The following is a 14,880-nucleotide window of genomic DNA, read 5'->3' as shown; positions in this document are numbered from 1 at the left end:
CGCTTCAATTCTAATTAAATGAAATATCAAGAAAAAATCAATGATGCTTTCAGTCCCAATGGGCGTTTAAGTAGCAATATTCAAGGTTTTCGTCCACGTCAAGCACAACTTGATATGGCACAAGCGGTAGGAAGAGCCGTAAAATTTGCAAGTAGTGCCGTTATTGAAGCGGGAACTGGTACAGGGAAGACCTTCGCTTATCTTGTGCCAGCTTTGCTATCAGGTAAAAAAACCATTGTTTCAACAGGTTCTAAAAACCTGCAAGATCAACTATTTAACCGAGATCTGCCCACGATCCAAAAAGCCTTAAATTACACAGGCAAGGTAGCGTTATTGAAAGGACGAGCGAACTATTTATGTTTGGAACGGTTAGATCAATTGATTGCAATGGGCGTATTAGGCGATAAATCGGTCTTAAATGATTTATCCAAAGTGCGAAAATGGCATAGTTCAACAGCAACAGGCGATCTCAGTGAATGTATCACAATAGCAGAAGATAGCCCGATCTTACCGCAATTAGTCAGTACCACTGAAAGTTGTTTAGGAACGGATTGCCCGAATTATAAAGAGTGTTATGTAGTACAAGCTCGCAAAAAGGCGATGGATGCGGATATCGTTGTGGTTAATCATCATCTTTTTTGTGCGGATATGGCGGTAAAAGAAAGTGGTTTTGGTGAACTTATTCCCGATGCTGAATTAGTAATTTTTGATGAAGCTCATCAACTACCTGATATTGCTAGCCAATATTTTGGGCAATCTTTAACATCTCGCCAGCTTTTTGATATTTGCAAAGATTGTAACATTGTCTATCGTTCGGAATTAAAAGATCTCGCTCAGCTTGGTAAAGCATCGGATCATTTGCAAAAAGTGGTACAAGATTTTCGTTTACTGCTTGGGGACGGCTCGTTAAGGGGGAATTTGCGAGAATTACTGAATAATCCTAAAGTTGTTGAAGGGCTAAGCAAGCTAAATGAAAATCTTGATTTTTTAAGTGAAGTGGTTAAAAAATCACTAGGTCGCTCTGAAACATTAGATAAAATTTTTGAACGTTTAGCGGAAGTCAAAGTTTTGCTAAAAAAATTGAGCGATACTACGGTGATAGGCTACTGCTACTGGTATGAAGCGAATGGACGCTACTTTGGTTTGCATATTACTCCACTAACTGTATCGGATAAGTTTGGCGAGCAGATGAAAAGCCAAAAGACCGCTTGGGTTTTTACTTCCGCAACTTTAGAAGTTGGAGGGAAGTTTGATCATTTTTGCCAACGTTTAGGGATTGAAAATGCGGAGCAAATGGTATTACAAAGCCCTTTTGATTATGCAAAACAGTCATTACTTTGTGTGCCACGTTATTTACCTGATACCAACAAATCACACACATTAACGGTATTAGGGCAACTACTTAAACCCGTGATTGAAGCGAATAACGGTCGCTGTTTTCTGCTATGTACCTCTTATTTTATGATGCGTGGTTTAGCTGATTTTCTGCGGGAGCATAGCCAATTGAGCGTATTGTTACAAGGTGAAACCAGTAAAAGTCGTCTGCTTGAGAAATTCATTGCTGAACCAAATAGCGTATTGGTTGCCACCCAAAGTTTTTGGGAAGGGATTGATGTGCGGGGAGATGCACTTTCTTTGGTCATCATTGATAAACTGCCATTTACCGCACCTGATGAACCATTGCTTAAAGCAAGAATGGAAGATTGTAAGTTGCAAGGTGGTGATCCATTTAATGATATTCAGATTCCAGAAGCCGTTATTACCTTAAAACAAGGTGTTGGACGACTTATTCGAGATGTTACTGATAAAGGTGCAGTGATTATTTGTGATTCTCGCCTAGTAATGCGTCATTATGGGGCAACTTTTTTAAAAAGCCTTCCCCCTTCAACGCGCACCAGAGATTTAAACAAAGTAATCAAATTTCTCAAGACAAGCGGTGAGATTTAGGAAATAATTTACAAATTATTTGAAAATTTAGATAAACGGGAAGCAAAATGTTAATTAAATCACTACGTTTTATTGTGGCATTATCATTACTTTTTTTGATGCTATTGTTAGGGCAATGGTTGAATATTCTGTTACCGATAGGTATTCCAGAAAGCATTTGGGGATTACTATTACTATTTAGTTTATTAGTGATAAAAGTCGTTAAAATTCAATGGATTGCTCCTGCATCTCGCCCTTTAACTCGCTATATGACACTTTTCTTCCTACCCATTTGCTCTGGGATCATTGAGCAAATAGATGTGCTTAATCAGTATCTTCAAGCCTTATTTATTGCAAATTTTTTAAGTACTGTTGGGTGTTTAATTATTATCGGCTATTTGGCACAATGGTTATTTGAGAGAGAAGGGCAGCAAGATGAGTGATTTATCTATTTATTCTTATAGCTTACTGACTATTTTATTATTTATCATCGGCTTAAAAACAAGTAAAAAGCTGAAATCATCAATTTTAAATCCTTTTATTCTCTCTTTATTGATAACTGTGAGCGTATTAGTTATTTTTAATATTCCTTTTAAACAATATTATCAAGGCAATTTACCGATTAACCAGCTACTTGGTGTATCAGTTGTTGCATTAGCTGTTCCATTCTATGAACATCTTCCCCAACTTATTAAACACTGGCGTAAGATTGCCATTCTGGCGTTGGCATCTACCTTATTCACAATGATAACGGGCGTATTATTTGCCTTAGCATTAGGGGCAAGCCAAGATATTTTGCTTGCGTTATTACCTAAATCGGTTACTACTGCAATTGCGGTTTCAATTACTAAAGAGATGGGCGGAAATCCAGCATTAAGTGCTATTGCGGTTTCAATTGCAGGTATTATAGGCTCTGCTTTTGGTATTGCTATTCTAAAATGGGTAAAAGTAACAAATACCCGAGCAATCGGTTTAAGTATGGGGGCTGTTTCCCACGCATTAGGTACAGCAAGAACGATGGAATACAGCATAAAAGCAGGCAGCTACGCATCAGTTGCATTAGTGCTTTGCGGTATTCTCTCGTCTATCTTTGCTCCCTTTGTATTTCAACTTGTGCTGAAGTGTTTTTATTGATTTGCAAAGTTTTTAATTAATCCTGCCGCTTGTGGTTGATCATTTGATTTGTAAAGATAGAGAAGAAAAACTTCTCCCTGTAATATGAATTACATTTGGGGATGAAGTAGATTAGCAAGTATGTTAGTCTATAAAAATGAAGATAACTCATTGTAAATTAAAGAAATCCATACAAAAAAGACTGCTTGAATTTTTTGTGCTAGAAGTAACAGCTCGTTCAGCTGCTGATATTCTTGGTATTCAACCTGACTCAGCGATTTTGTTTTACCATAAAATTCGTCAAATCATCGACCACCATTTATCCATTGAAGCCGATGAGATTTTTGAGGGAAAAATTGAGTTAGATGAAAGCGATTTTGGTGGGCATCGTAAAGGAAAACGTGGTCGAGGTGCAGCAGGGAAAGTCGCTGTTTTTGGTATTTTAAAACGGCAAGGAAAGGTGTTTACAGTGGTTGTTGAAAATACCAAGAGTGAAACGTTACTCCCTGTTATCAAAAGGAAAATCAAGCCTGATAGCTGGGTTTATACGGATACTTATCGCAGCTATGATGCCCTTGAGTGAATTTCATCACGAGCGAATTAACCATTCTGAGATATTTGCTGAGCGAGAAAATCACATTAACGGGATTGAAAATTTTTGGAGTCAAGCCAAGCGAGTGCTTCGAAAATATAATGGAATAAACCGAAAAAACTTTCCTTTATTCTTGAAGGAATGTGAATTTCGGTTTAATGTTGGAACACCTAAAATGCAGCTTAAAACCTTGCGGAAATGGTGTGAAATTTAGGGCTAATCTACTTCAGCCCCAAAACGGAAAATACGCACTCACCTTGGAGTTAGTTGGTAAATTTTGTGAAAATGGGGTTAATTAAGTAATTTTTGAGAATTTTTTTAATTTGTAAATAAAAACAGTTATCATTGACTTTGATCTTGGATAAATTTAGACTGCTTTACATTCACCCCCTAAAGCTTTTTTAGGGATGTTTATCTCACAACAGAGGATTTTTTATGAAAAAAGTACTTTCTACTGTGGCATTAGCCGTTTCTGCATTTGTATCAACTTCAGCTGTTGCAGCAAATGAAGTCAATGTTTACTCTTATCGCCAGCCATACTTAATTGAGCCAATGCTGAAAGATTTTGAAAAAAGTACTGGTATCAAAGTTAACGTGATCTTTGCTGATAAAGGCTTAGTGGATCGTGTAAAACAAGAAGGTGAGTTAAGTCCAGCGGACGTACTTTTAACCGTTGATATTAGTCGTGTAATGGAAATTGTAAAAGCAGGTTTAGCACAAAAAGTGGATTCTAAAGTATTAGAAAAAAATATCCCTGCACAATTCCGCGATTCTAACGATGAATGGTTCGGTTTAACAAAACGTGCTCGTGTCATCTACACATCAAAAGATCGTGTGGGTAAATTACCAGCAGGTTTCGATTATTTAGATTTAGCAAAACCAGAATACAAAGGCAAAGTTTGTGTACGTTCTGGTAAAAACGCTTATAACGTTTCTCTCTTTGCTTCTATGATTGAACATTACGGTGAAGAAAGAACCAAAAAATTCTTAGAAGGCTTGAAAGCAAATCTTGCACAAAAACCACAAGGTGGCGATCGTGACCAAGTTAAAGCAATCAAAGAGGGTATCTGTGATTATTCATTAGGTAACAGCTACTACTACGGTAAAATGTTAGATGATGATAAGCAAAAAGCGTGGGCTGAATCAGCAGTTATTAACTTCCCACAAGGTCAATACGGTACTCACTTCAACATCAGTGGTGTAGCTATTGCAAAACATTCACCGAACAAAGCAAACGCAGTGAAATTAGTTGAATATTTAAGTGGCGATAAAGCTCAACAACTTTATGCAGAATTAAACCACGAATACCCAGTAAAAGAAGGTGTTTCACCATCTAAATTAGTAAAAGGTTGGGGCGAATATTCAGCAGACGCAATTAAACTTGAAGATATTGCGAAAAACTACGAAAAAGCTTTAAAATTAGTTGATGAAGTAAAATTTGACGACGTTAAATAATTCATTCAACCAAATGTGATAGCTGTAAGTATGGAATGATTTTTTGCAAAAAATAAAACGAATCTTACCGCTAATGAATAATTTGGACGCTCTCGGGCGTCCAATTACATTTTAAAAAAGAGCCTTTTTCGGAATGAAAAACCGTTTTTTAGTGTGGCAGAAAACTGCTGTCTTTGCCACTTTGATCGTGTTACTCCCATTACTTGCGATTGCTTATCACGCATTCGACGGTGAAATGGAAAATCTCACGCATTTATGGAATACCATGCTTGGGAGCTACGTCACTAACTCCAGTTTGTTAGTGATCGGCACAGTCTTTCTTTCTCTTATATTTGCCTTGCCATCGGCGTGGATTTTGGCAAATTATCAATTTTTCGGGCAGAAAACATTACAGTGGTTATTGTGTTTGCCTTTAGCAATGCCAGCCTATTTAATTGCTTTTCTTTATACGGATTTACTTGATTACTCAGGTGCATTCCAAGAAATGTTACGAAATCTATTTGGTTGGAATTCACCACAAGATTATTGGTTTCCTAAAATTCGTACCCTTTATGGTGCTTGCTTTGTACTTGCTTTAGTGCTTTATCCTTATATTTTCCTATTAGCCCGTGTTGCGTTGCTTGAACAATCGGAAAATTTAACCCATAGTGCCAAAATGCTAGGGGCGACCCCAAGCCAAATTTTCCGCCGAATTACCTTTCCACTCATTCGACCAGCGATTGCGGTCGGAATGGCGTTAGTGGCAATGGAAACGTTAGGCGATTTTGGAACGGTCTCTTATTTTGCAGTTCCGACTTTAACCACTGCCATTTATGATTCTTGGTTAGGTTTTCACGATTTAGGCACTGCAAGCCGTATTTCGATTTTTATGTTGTTGATGATCTTCTTATTTATCACTTTGGAGCAATACAGCCGCCGTAAACAGAAAAGTTATCAACGTGGTTATGAAAAGAAAAGTGCCTTTAAACAATTAACAGGTTGGAAATTATGCCTAGCACATATTTGGTGTTGGGGATTGCTCTCAATGGCATTCTTTATTCCGTTGGGGCGACTGCTTTATTGGGCTTACGATTATTTTGAACAATCTTGGAATTTAGATTTTGTGCAATTTGCGTTAAATAGTTTGAAAGTATCGGTGGTTGCCTCTGTGGTAACAGTCGCGATTGCCTTATTGTTGCACTTTGCCTATCGTCTTTCGCTCAATAGCAAATTTTGGCTGAAAACAACCCGCTTATCTTTACAGATTTCTTCGTTAGGCTATGCCATTCCTGGCACTGTGTTAGCTATTGGATTACTTTCGCCTTTGACATTTGCCGATCATCAATTACACGCATTATTGAAATCATTGGAATTATCGCCTGTGGGGTTAATTTTCTCAGGTTCGCTGTTTGCTTTAGTATTAGCTTATACTATCCGCTTTCTAGCAATGGCAATCGGTAGCCTTGAAACATCTCTTGGGCGAATTTCACCATCTTTAGATATGGCAAGTCAAACAATGGGTAAAAATGGGGTGGTAATGTTTAAGAAGATCCACATTCCATTGATTTCAAAAGGGATTATTACAGCGGCATTGATGGTGTTTATTGAAAGTATGAAAGAGTTAAATGCGTCATTACTGTTGCGACCATTTAATTTTGATACGCTAGCGACGCACGTTTTTACGTTTACATCAGACGAGCAACTTGAACGAGCGGCACTGCCAGCAATTGTATTAGTACTTGTAGGGTTAATTCCTGTTATTTGGCTAACCCGTTCGTTAATTTCACAATCTCAAAAAGAGCGATAATGCATAATGAAATTACTTGATATTCAACAGCTTAGCTGTCAATTTGAGCATACATCAGTGTTAAAATCACTGAACTTAGAGCTACAAGAGAATGAAATTGTCTGCCTATTAGGAGCAAGTGGTTGTGGTAAAACAACCTTATTAAAGGCGATTGCAGGGTTATTACCCATTCAGAAAGGCAGTATTTTTTTAGCAGGCGAAAATTTGCAACGTAAAGCCGTTGAAGAACGTAAAATTGGTTTAATTTTCCAAGATTATGCCCTTTTTCCGCATTTGAATGTGGAAGATAACATTCAATTTGGTTTAAGCAAATTACCTAAAGCGGAGCAGCAAGCGATTACCCAGCAGATGTTAGCGGTGGTGAAACTGCAAGGTTTTGAACATCGTTTTCCTCACGAATTATCGGGCGGTCAGCAACAACGGGTTGCGATTGCTCGTGCTTTAGCCTGTAAGCCACAACTGTTATTACTTGATGAGCCTTTTTCAAATATAGATAGCCAAACTCGTTATGAGATGATCCAAGAAATTAAACAAATTTTAAAAAGCCAAAAAGTCCCTGCGATTTTTGTAACGCACAGTAAAGAAGAAGCCTTTGCATTTGCAGATAAAATTGCGGTAATGGATCAAGGTAAGATCGTTCAATTCGGTACACCAATGGCACTGTATCATTCGCCTGTGAATAAATTTGTCGCAGATTTTTTAGGTGGAACGAATTATTTAAACTGTCAGGTTTCGGATGGAAATGTACTCAATAGCCCGATTGGCGATTACCATTTATTCCCCGACAGTGAATATAGCGTCGGGGAGTATCAATGGCTGTTACGCCCCGAGCAGCTAGTGATTAAAGCAGAGCCAGAAGGACAAGGCGTTGTGGTAGATAAACTCTTTTTAGGGCAATTTTACCGTTATCAAATTGCAATCAATAACGTTGAACTTACCGCTTACCAAACCGCTGATTTTGCTCTTAACTCAGCGGTTTCAGTTGGCTTTAAAGTAAGAGAATTAGTATTGTTTTAACGCACTAGTCTGTTTCAACAAAGCTCAATGCCTGTTGAACCACTTCTACGCCTGCACCTTGTTTGCAGGCGTTTTCACTTAAATGACGGCGCCATTGTCTTGCTCCTTTGCAGTTTTGAAATGCACCAAGAATATGGCGAGCAATATGGTTGAGATAAAGGCCTTGGCTAATTTGTTGCTCAATATATGGCAACATTTTTTCTACCGCTTGTTTAGGGGTAATTATCGGTGCATTTTCATCAAATAAAGCACGATCAATCTCACCCAATAAACTTGGGTTTTGATAGGCTTCACGCCCAACCATTACACCATCAACATATTCAAGGTGCTGTTTAATTTCATCAATGGTTTTAATCCCCCCGTTGATACTGATTTTTAGATGCGGGAAATCTCGTTTAAGCTGATAAACGCGCTCATAATCAAGCGGTGGGATTTCTCGATTTTCTTTCGGGCTTAATCCTGACAGCCACGCTTTACGCGCGTGAACAATAAAATCATTACAATAAGGTTGGATTTTCTCAATAAATTCACATAAAAATTCGTAGCTATCTAGCTCATCAATCCCGATACGATGCTTGACAGTGACAGGAATGGATACTTGTTGTTGCATTGCTGAAACACATTGTGCGACTAAATCCGCATTGCCCATTAAACAAGCTCCGAACATTCCATTTTGTACTCTATCTGACGGGCAACCCACATTCAAGTTGATCTCAGCATAGCCACGTTCTTCGACTAATTTGGCACATTGTGCTAACTGAGTAGGGTCACTTCCACCAAGTTGTAAAGCCACGGGATTTTCAGCAGGATCATAAGCGAGTAAATCATACTTGGCGTGCAAAATAGCGGGGGCGGTAATCATTTCGCTATAAAGTAAACTATGTTGAGTAAATTGCCGATGAAAATAGCGACAGTGGCGAGTTGTCCAATCAAGCATTGGGGCAACAGAAAAACGCCCACGATAATAATTTTGTTTCATTTATTCTTTCCATAAAGTAAGCGGTAAGATTGGTGAAACGTTTGGCAAAAAATTGCTGTGATCTTACCGCTTGTTGTATTGCATTATGATGAAATCATACTATAAACATTCGATTTTTTATAGAATGACAGTTTCACAACCTGATGTAAATTTTGCTAGATTAAGCAACTTTTAGCATTTTTATCAATCAGACTAAACTTTGAAAAACAACTTGATATAATGCTTCATCAAATAAAATAAATAGGAGAACTCTGCTTTGTCAGGAAAACAATTTACCGAGATAACGGCACTTACACTTTTTATTGAACAGAAATTAACAGAAAACGATACATTTGGATTACTAGATGAATTGTGCGAGTGGTTACGAGAAAACCAAGGAAAAGAAGCACAGCAACGTTTATATTTTCTGATTAAATTATTAAAACAGAATAGAGCATTAGGTGAGAAATTAGCAAGTCAGTTCTGTCGTTGGTTATGTGGAATGCGTTTATACCCGTTATTTATTAGTCGCGGTATTTTAGCTCGTGGGGGATTTGGGCGAGAAATGCGGGTAAGATTGTACGAACGTATCAATCCATCATTTAAAGACGAAAGAGATTTACGCGATATATTTGTATTGTTATTTAATGATAAAGATGATGCTAAATGGATCAATACTGTTCCTATGCAATATTGGGATGCCTTATTGAATCTACTGCGTCGTTATGCAACGCCACACGAGAGAGAAACAGTAAGTAATCATATGCGATATGAAGGGTTATTTGCGATTGAGATGTTGGCAATTTGGATTGCAGCAGAAGAAATGGAACCTGAATTGATGCGGCTAGAGCCCAATTTACTTGATGCCGATAGCTCTTTTGTTGCTTTACATCGTGAAGTGTCTAATTGGGTGGAAAGCCAGCGTAGAAACGAAGTATATGATATCAATCATTTAGAAGTGATGTTTGTTCAATGTCAAGAGTTGATTGAACGGTTACGGAAAAAAGGTGCGACAGCAGGATCTTCATTAGGTGTTGCTCATTTATTGGAGCGATTGACACAAACTTTAGAACGATTAGCTATGTTGATGGATGTGTTTGCATCTAATCGTTTTTTACCACGCCGAATTTTAGTCTTAACAGGGATATTAGCGGCAGCCTCGGCAGATCAACATAGTGTTTCAAGCCTATGGAAACAGAGTGTCAAAATGCTTTCTCGTAGTATTACACAAAATACCAGCGATCATGGTGAACATTATATTACGCGTAATGCTAAAGAGTATTGGGAAATGTTTTCATCAGCGGCTGGTGGCGGTGTACTGATTGCATTTATTGCGCTTATTAAAATTTATATTGGCAGTAGCGTTGAAGACAAAGTGCTAAAAAGTATCTTAGAAGGCTTGAATTATAGCTTTGGCTTTATTGTGATTTTTATGCTGCATTTTTCTGTTGCAACTAAACAGCCAGCAATGACGGCTGCCCGCTTTGCGGAAGCCGTACAGAAAAATCCACAAGGGCGAGCTGTTGATATGCAATTAGCTCAATTACTAATCGATGTATTTCGCTCACAAAGCGTTGCAGTTTTAGGTAATGTATCTGTTGCATTATTGTTATCTGCAGTGATTGCGATTGGTTACGAACATTATATGGGGGCGGCTATTCTGAGTTCAGAGCAGATAGCTTATCAACTTAACGCCATTGATATTACCAAAGGGACATTATGGTTTGCTGCTATTGCTGGCGTATGGCTATTCTGTTCAGGCATTATTTCAGGATTTTTTGATAACCGCTGTAACTACCTTAATTTACGAATGCGCTTAAGAGAACACCCAGTGTTAAAACGCATAATGCCATCAGGAATACGTGGTAAATTTGCAGATTATATGCACGATAATGCTGGCTCAATAATGGGGAATTTCTGTTTTGGTTTATTACTCGGTTTAACGGGGTTAGTGGGCTATTTAACCGGACTACCTCTGGATATTCGTCATGTTGCACTTTCTTCTGCGAATTTAGGCTATGCTACTGTGAGTGGAGATCTCTCAATAGCCATTTTCTGGCAAAGTCTTGCTTTTGTATTAGCTATTGGGTTAGTGAACTTAATTGTGAGTTTCTCATTAACATTATGGGTAGCATTACGTTCATTGGATGCTGAAATCAATAGCTGGCGTAAAATTGCTTGCTGTGTATGGGAAATTTTAAAACAACGTCCATTGAGTCTAATTCTGCCTGTTCAATTAGAGAATAAAACCAATGAAAAAACGTAGAGCAGTAGTATTGTAAAATATGAATGAAAACAACAGGGCGGTATGATACCGCCCTTGGTTTATCAGTAATGAGATTAGTGACGGAAATGACGTATTCCTGTCAATACCATTGCCATTCCGTGTTCATTTGCGGCATCAATCACTTCTTGATCTCGCATTGAACCACCTGGGTGGATGACACAAGTAATGCCAACTTTAGCTGCTGCATCAATACCATCTCGGAATGGGAAGAACGCATCTGATGCCATTACACAGCCTGCCACTTGTAAGCCTTCATCTTCAGCTTTAATGCCTGCAATTTTAGCAGAATAAACGCGGCTCATTTGTCCTGCACCGATACCGATCGTCTGTTTATTTTTAGCATATACGATCGCATTTGATTTCACATATTTAGCTACTTTCCAACAGAATAAGAGATCTTCCATCTCTTCTTTGGTTGGTTTGCGTTCGCTAACAAATTGTAGATCTTCAATATCAACGTGACCTTGATCAGCATCTTGAACTAATAATCCACCATTTACACGTTTAAAGTCTAAGCGGTGAGTTGGCTCAGAAAATTCACCACACTCAAGCACACGCACATTTTTCTTTTTCGCGAGTACAGTTTTCGCATCTTCAGAAATTGTTGGGGCTATAATGACTTCGACAAATTGACGATCTGCAATAGTCTGTGCGGTTTCACCATCTAATTCACGGTTGAAAGCAATAATGCCACCAAAAGCAGAAGTTGGGTCGGTTTGGTAGGCTCGGTCGTAAGCTTCCAAAATGTTTTTCCCTAGTGCAACGCCACAAGGGTTTGCGTGTTTCACGATAACACAAGCTGGCTCATCAAACTCTTTTACACATTCAAGTGCTGCATCGGTATCTGCGATATTATTGTAAGAAAGGGCTTTACCTTGCAGTTGAATCGCGGTTGCTACGCTAGCTTCTTTCAATTCGTTTTCAACATAGAATGCGGCATTTTGATGGCTATTTTCGCCATAACGCATTGTTTGTTTGCGCGTAAAGTTAAGGTTGAGTGTGCGTGGGAATTGTCCGCAAACTTGGCTTAAATCTTCTTCTTCCGCCCCTTGATAAGGTGGTACTTTTTGCCCAAAGTAGTTTGCGATCATTGAATCGTATTGAGCAGTATGTTCAAAGGCTTTAATGGCTAAATTAAAACGAGTTTCAAGAGTTAAACCGTTTTGGTTGTTATCCATTTCTGCCAAAATTGCATTAAAATCATTATTATTGACGACAATTGCCACATCTTTATGGTTTTTAGCCGCTGAACGAACCATTGTTGGCCCACCAATATCAATATTTTCAACGGCATCTTCTAACGTACAATTTTCTCTCGCCACCGTTGCAGCAAAAGGATAAAGATTCACAACCACCATATCAATTTGCTCAATATTATGTTGTTGCATAATCTCATCATCGACACCACGACGACCTAAAATACCACCATGTACTTTTGGGTGAAGGGTTTTTACACGTCCGTCCATCATTTCAGGAAAGCCAGTGTAGTCAGAAACTTCAGTCACAGCTAAACCTGCATCGGCTAATAATTTAGCTGTTCCGCCTGTTGATAATAATTTTACCCCACGTTGAGATAAGCCTTTTGCAAATTCCACGATACCATTTTTATCTGAAACACTAAGCAAGGCTTGTTTAATTGGACGATAAGTCATTCTAATTCCTTAAAATTGGTAATAAAAAACGATGCAAATTATAACGCAAACGTTTGCTAAAAGCATTACAAAATCAATTTAGGCAAAGAAACAAGCGGTTAGATTTCATTGATTTTTTGCAATCCATTTATGGAAAGCATTTTTCTTTACAAAACTGAACCTTTATTTTTTGCCAAAATTTGAAAAAAGAGTAGAATGAACGAACGTTCAGTTGGATGATTTTAAATTTTTATGATTATTAATAATGTGCCACACAATGAAGTGGCGCTTCGTATTTTAAATGCTGCAGATACATTAATGGCAGAAAATGGGGTGCAATATCTTTCCACTCATAAAATTGCCAAACAGGCAGGGGTATCGGTTGGGACTATTTATCTCTATTTCAAAGATAAAGATGATTTGCTGAATCAACTTATTCTTTATTTATTTAGTCAATTTAACCAAGCTATTGAAAAGCAGTACGATGAATCTTTACCGCTTTTTGAACAGTACCGAGCATTGTGGTTAGCGAAGTTCGAGTTTATGTCGAATAATCTCAATGTGGTAAAAAATATGTATCAGTATGAGTCTTTGCCTCAGTTTCGTGAGCTTTTACGATATTGTTTTGAAGCTGATGATTTACCTTGGAGCCGTTTTGTTAAACGTGGTTTACAACAAGGTGTGATTGTGGATTTACCGCTACAAGTGTTATACACAATGAGTATGAAAGTACCTCAAGATTTAATTTATCAGCAGTTATCCTTGGATAAAGTCTATTCTCAGCAAATGATTGAAGATGTGATTTTACGCACTTGGAAAGCAATTATTGTTTAATTTTAAATTCATTATTTTAGGTTTTATGGAGAAAATATGACAACAGAAACAAAAAAACCGTCTTTCTTTAAAAGATTTGGTGTTTGGCTTGTTTTACTGCTTGTGTTATTGGTTTTTGGCGCAGTTATTGCAATTAACCAAAAAATTGCACAAGCAAAAGCTGATGCCGCTGCTAATCCATTTCCAAGCATTACGATGGTTACTGCAATGGATGTTACATCACGAGAGTGGACGCCTGTTATTGACGCCGTCGGTTATATACGACCAAATCAAGGTGCGATGCTGAGTGCTCAAGTATCAGGCACCGTCAGTCGTGTGCTAGTAAAAGCTGGCGACAGTGTGAAAAAAGGACAGCTCTTAGTTGAATTAGATAGCTCTGTTGAACAAGCCAGTTTACGTGCATCTGAAGCTCAACTTTCTGCGGTACAGGCGAATTATCAACGTTATCGTAACTTAGTTGCATCAAATAGTGCTTCAAAAGCAGAATTAGATAATGCACAAGCAAGCTACAATCAATTGGTTGCAAGTATTGAATCTTTAAAGGCGAGCATTAAACGTCGTCAGATTTATGCTCCTTTTGATGGCGAAGCGGGTATCGTGAAAATCAACGAAGGGCAATATATCAACGTGGGTACGGAAATTGTGCGTGTTGAAGATCGTAGCCAGATGAAAGTGAGTTTTACTTTACCACAAACAGATTTAGAGCTTATCAGAGTAGGGCAAAAAGTCACTGTAACCGCTGATGCTGTATTAGGTCAAACTTTTGAAGCTGCGATTTCAGCGATTGATCCAGCTGTAAATCGTTCAACAGGTTTAGTTGAATTAGAAGCAACTGTACAGGGTAAAGGGTTACTTTATTCGGGTATGTTTGCTCGGTTAAACATTTCTTTACCAACGGAGCGAAACCAAGTAGTTGTTCCACAAATTGCGGTAACTTACACAATGTATGGCGAAAGTGCCTATGTATTACAACCACTTTCTGATGAAGAAAAAGAAAATTTAAAAGCAACATTAGAAAAACATACTGAAAGCTCGATAAATGGTGAACGAGCAAAACATCTATTGAATAATTTAGAAACAGTGCTTATTGCAAAACAAGTTGAAGTGAAAACTGCAGAACGTAGTGGTATTTATGCACAATTAAAATCAGGCGTAAAAGTGGGCGATAAATTAGTTACAGGTGGTTTCCAACGTTTACGTAATAATGCTTATGTTACCGTATCTGACAAAGCAGGTGCTGGTACATCGCAACCTGCTAAAAATAGCCGCTTATAATTGGGG

The 14,880-nt window shown here is 38.1% G+C and carries 11 protein-coding genes and 1 pseudogene; 10 read left to right on the top strand and 2 right to left on the bottom strand.

Annotated elements, in window-relative coordinates; translation table 11 throughout:
• Nucleotides 1-18: 18 nt before the first annotated feature.
• The 7 genes and pseudogenes from A1D26_RS03755 (at nt 19) to A1D26_RS03725 (ending at nt 7,889) form a co-directional block, all read left to right on the top strand.
• Nucleotides 19-1,947 carry an ATP-dependent DNA helicase gene (locus tag A1D26_RS03755; protein WP_157402746.1) on the top strand — a complete coding sequence of 643 codons (1,929 nt, stop codon included), beginning with the start codon at nt 19-21 and terminating at the stop codon, nt 1,945-1,947.
• Between the two features lie 47 nt (nt 1,948-1,994).
• Nucleotides 1,995-2,369, top strand: a complete 375-nt coding sequence (locus tag A1D26_RS03750; protein WP_157402745.1) for a CidA/LrgA family protein — start codon at nt 1,995-1,997, stop codon at nt 2,367-2,369.
• Entirely contained in the window at nt 2,362-3,060 is a 699-nt protein-coding gene (locus A1D26_RS03745; RefSeq protein ID WP_157402744.1) for an LrgB family protein, read from the top strand. Before A1D26_RS03750 ends, A1D26_RS03745 begins: the two co-directional genes overlap by 8 nt.
• 136 nt (nt 3,061-3,196) lie before the next feature.
• Nucleotides 3,197-3,845, top strand: a pseudogene (locus A1D26_RS03740) (IS1595 family transposase).
• A 221-nt stretch (nt 3,846-4,066) separates the two neighbouring features.
• Entirely contained in the window at nt 4,067-5,086 is a 1,020-nt protein-coding gene (locus tag A1D26_RS03735; RefSeq protein ID WP_157402743.1) for a Fe(3+) ABC transporter substrate-binding protein, read from the top strand.
• 133 nt (nt 5,087-5,219) lie between these two features.
• Nucleotides 5,220-6,872 carry an ABC transporter permease gene (locus A1D26_RS03730; RefSeq protein WP_157402742.1) on the top strand — a complete coding sequence of 551 codons (1,653 nt, stop codon included), beginning with the start codon at nt 5,220-5,222 and terminating at the stop codon, nt 6,870-6,872.
• A gap of 6 nt (nt 6,873-6,878) precedes the next feature.
• Nucleotides 6,879-7,889: an ABC transporter ATP-binding protein gene (locus A1D26_RS03725; protein ID WP_157402741.1), complete on the top strand. Its 1,011-nt coding sequence runs from the start codon at nt 6,879-6,881 to the stop codon at nt 7,887-7,889.
• Nucleotides 7,890-7,893: 4 nt separating this feature from the next.
• Here the strand turns inward: A1D26_RS03725 and dusA are convergent, their stop codons facing one another.
• Nucleotides 7,894-8,868 (bottom strand): tRNA dihydrouridine(20/20a) synthase DusA, encoded by a 975-nt coding sequence (gene dusA, locus A1D26_RS03720; RefSeq protein WP_157402740.1) that lies wholly within the window; start codon nt 8,866-8,868, stop codon nt 7,894-7,896.
• A 256-nt stretch (nt 8,869-9,124) separates the two neighbouring features.
• Between dusA and A1D26_RS03715 the strand changes: the two genes are divergently transcribed.
• A complete protein-coding gene (locus A1D26_RS03715; protein ID WP_218958676.1) occupies nt 9,125-11,113 on the top strand; it encodes a site-specific recombinase in 1,989 nt (662 codons plus the stop codon).
• Nucleotides 11,114-11,187: 74 nt separating this feature from the next.
• Here the strand turns inward: A1D26_RS03715 and purH are convergent, their stop codons facing one another.
• Nucleotides 11,188-12,786, bottom strand: coding sequence for a bifunctional phosphoribosylaminoimidazolecarboxamide formyltransferase/IMP cyclohydrolase (gene purH / locus A1D26_RS03710; protein ID WP_157402739.1), 1,599 nt, complete (start codon nt 12,784-12,786; stop codon nt 11,188-11,190).
• 231 nt (nt 12,787-13,017) lie between these two features.
• Here purH and A1D26_RS03705 point away from each other — a divergent pair, with 231 nt between their 5' ends.
• Both A1D26_RS03705 and A1D26_RS03700 read left to right on the top strand, forming a co-directional pair.
• Nucleotides 13,018-13,599 (top strand): TetR/AcrR family transcriptional regulator, encoded by a 582-nt coding sequence (locus tag A1D26_RS03705; RefSeq protein ID WP_157402738.1) that lies wholly within the window; start codon nt 13,018-13,020, stop codon nt 13,597-13,599.
• Nucleotides 13,600-13,635: 36 nt separating this feature from the next.
• Nucleotides 13,636-14,874, top strand: a complete 1,239-nt coding sequence (locus A1D26_RS03700) for an efflux RND transporter periplasmic adaptor subunit (protein WP_157402737.1) — start codon at nt 13,636-13,638, stop codon at nt 14,872-14,874.
• The last annotated feature ends 6 nt before the right edge of the window (nt 14,875-14,880 follow it).

Origin of the sequence: Ursidibacter maritimus, assembly GCF_009761395.1 — a bacterium.
Lineage (GTDB): Bacteria > Pseudomonadota > Gammaproteobacteria > Enterobacterales > Pasteurellaceae > Ursidibacter > Ursidibacter maritimus.
This window is presented reverse-complemented; position numbering and strand designations above follow the sequence as displayed.

What these genes read in the sequence shown, in the direction of transcription:
- A1D26_RS03755 (WP_157402746.1), top strand. Translation starts at nt 19, where the DNA reads ATGAAATATCAAGAAAAAATCAATGATGCTTTCAGTCCCAATGGGCGT.
- A1D26_RS03750 (WP_157402745.1), top strand. Translation starts at nt 1,995, where the DNA reads ATGTTAATTAAATCACTACGTTTTATTGTGGCATTATCATTACTTTTT.
- A1D26_RS03745 (WP_157402744.1), top strand. Translation starts at nt 2,362, where the DNA reads ATGAGTGATTTATCTATTTATTCTTATAGCTTACTGACTATTTTATTA.
- A1D26_RS03735 (WP_157402743.1), top strand. Translation starts at nt 4,067, where the DNA reads ATGAAAAAAGTACTTTCTACTGTGGCATTAGCCGTTTCTGCATTTGTA.
- A1D26_RS03730 (WP_157402742.1), top strand. Translation starts at nt 5,220, where the DNA reads ATGAAAAACCGTTTTTTAGTGTGGCAGAAAACTGCTGTCTTTGCCACT.
- A1D26_RS03725 (WP_157402741.1), top strand. Translation starts at nt 6,879, where the DNA reads ATGAAATTACTTGATATTCAACAGCTTAGCTGTCAATTTGAGCATACA.
- dusA (WP_157402740.1), bottom strand. Translation starts at nt 8,868, where the DNA reads ATGAAACAAAATTATTATCGTGGGCGTTTTTCTGTTGCCCCAATGCTT.
- purH (WP_157402739.1), bottom strand. Translation starts at nt 12,786, where the DNA reads ATGACTTATCGTCCAATTAAACAAGCCTTGCTTAGTGTTTCAGATAAA.
- A1D26_RS03705 (WP_157402738.1), top strand. Translation starts at nt 13,018, where the DNA reads ATGATTATTAATAATGTGCCACACAATGAAGTGGCGCTTCGTATTTTA.
- A1D26_RS03700 (WP_157402737.1), top strand. Translation starts at nt 13,636, where the DNA reads ATGACAACAGAAACAAAAAAACCGTCTTTCTTTAAAAGATTTGGTGTT.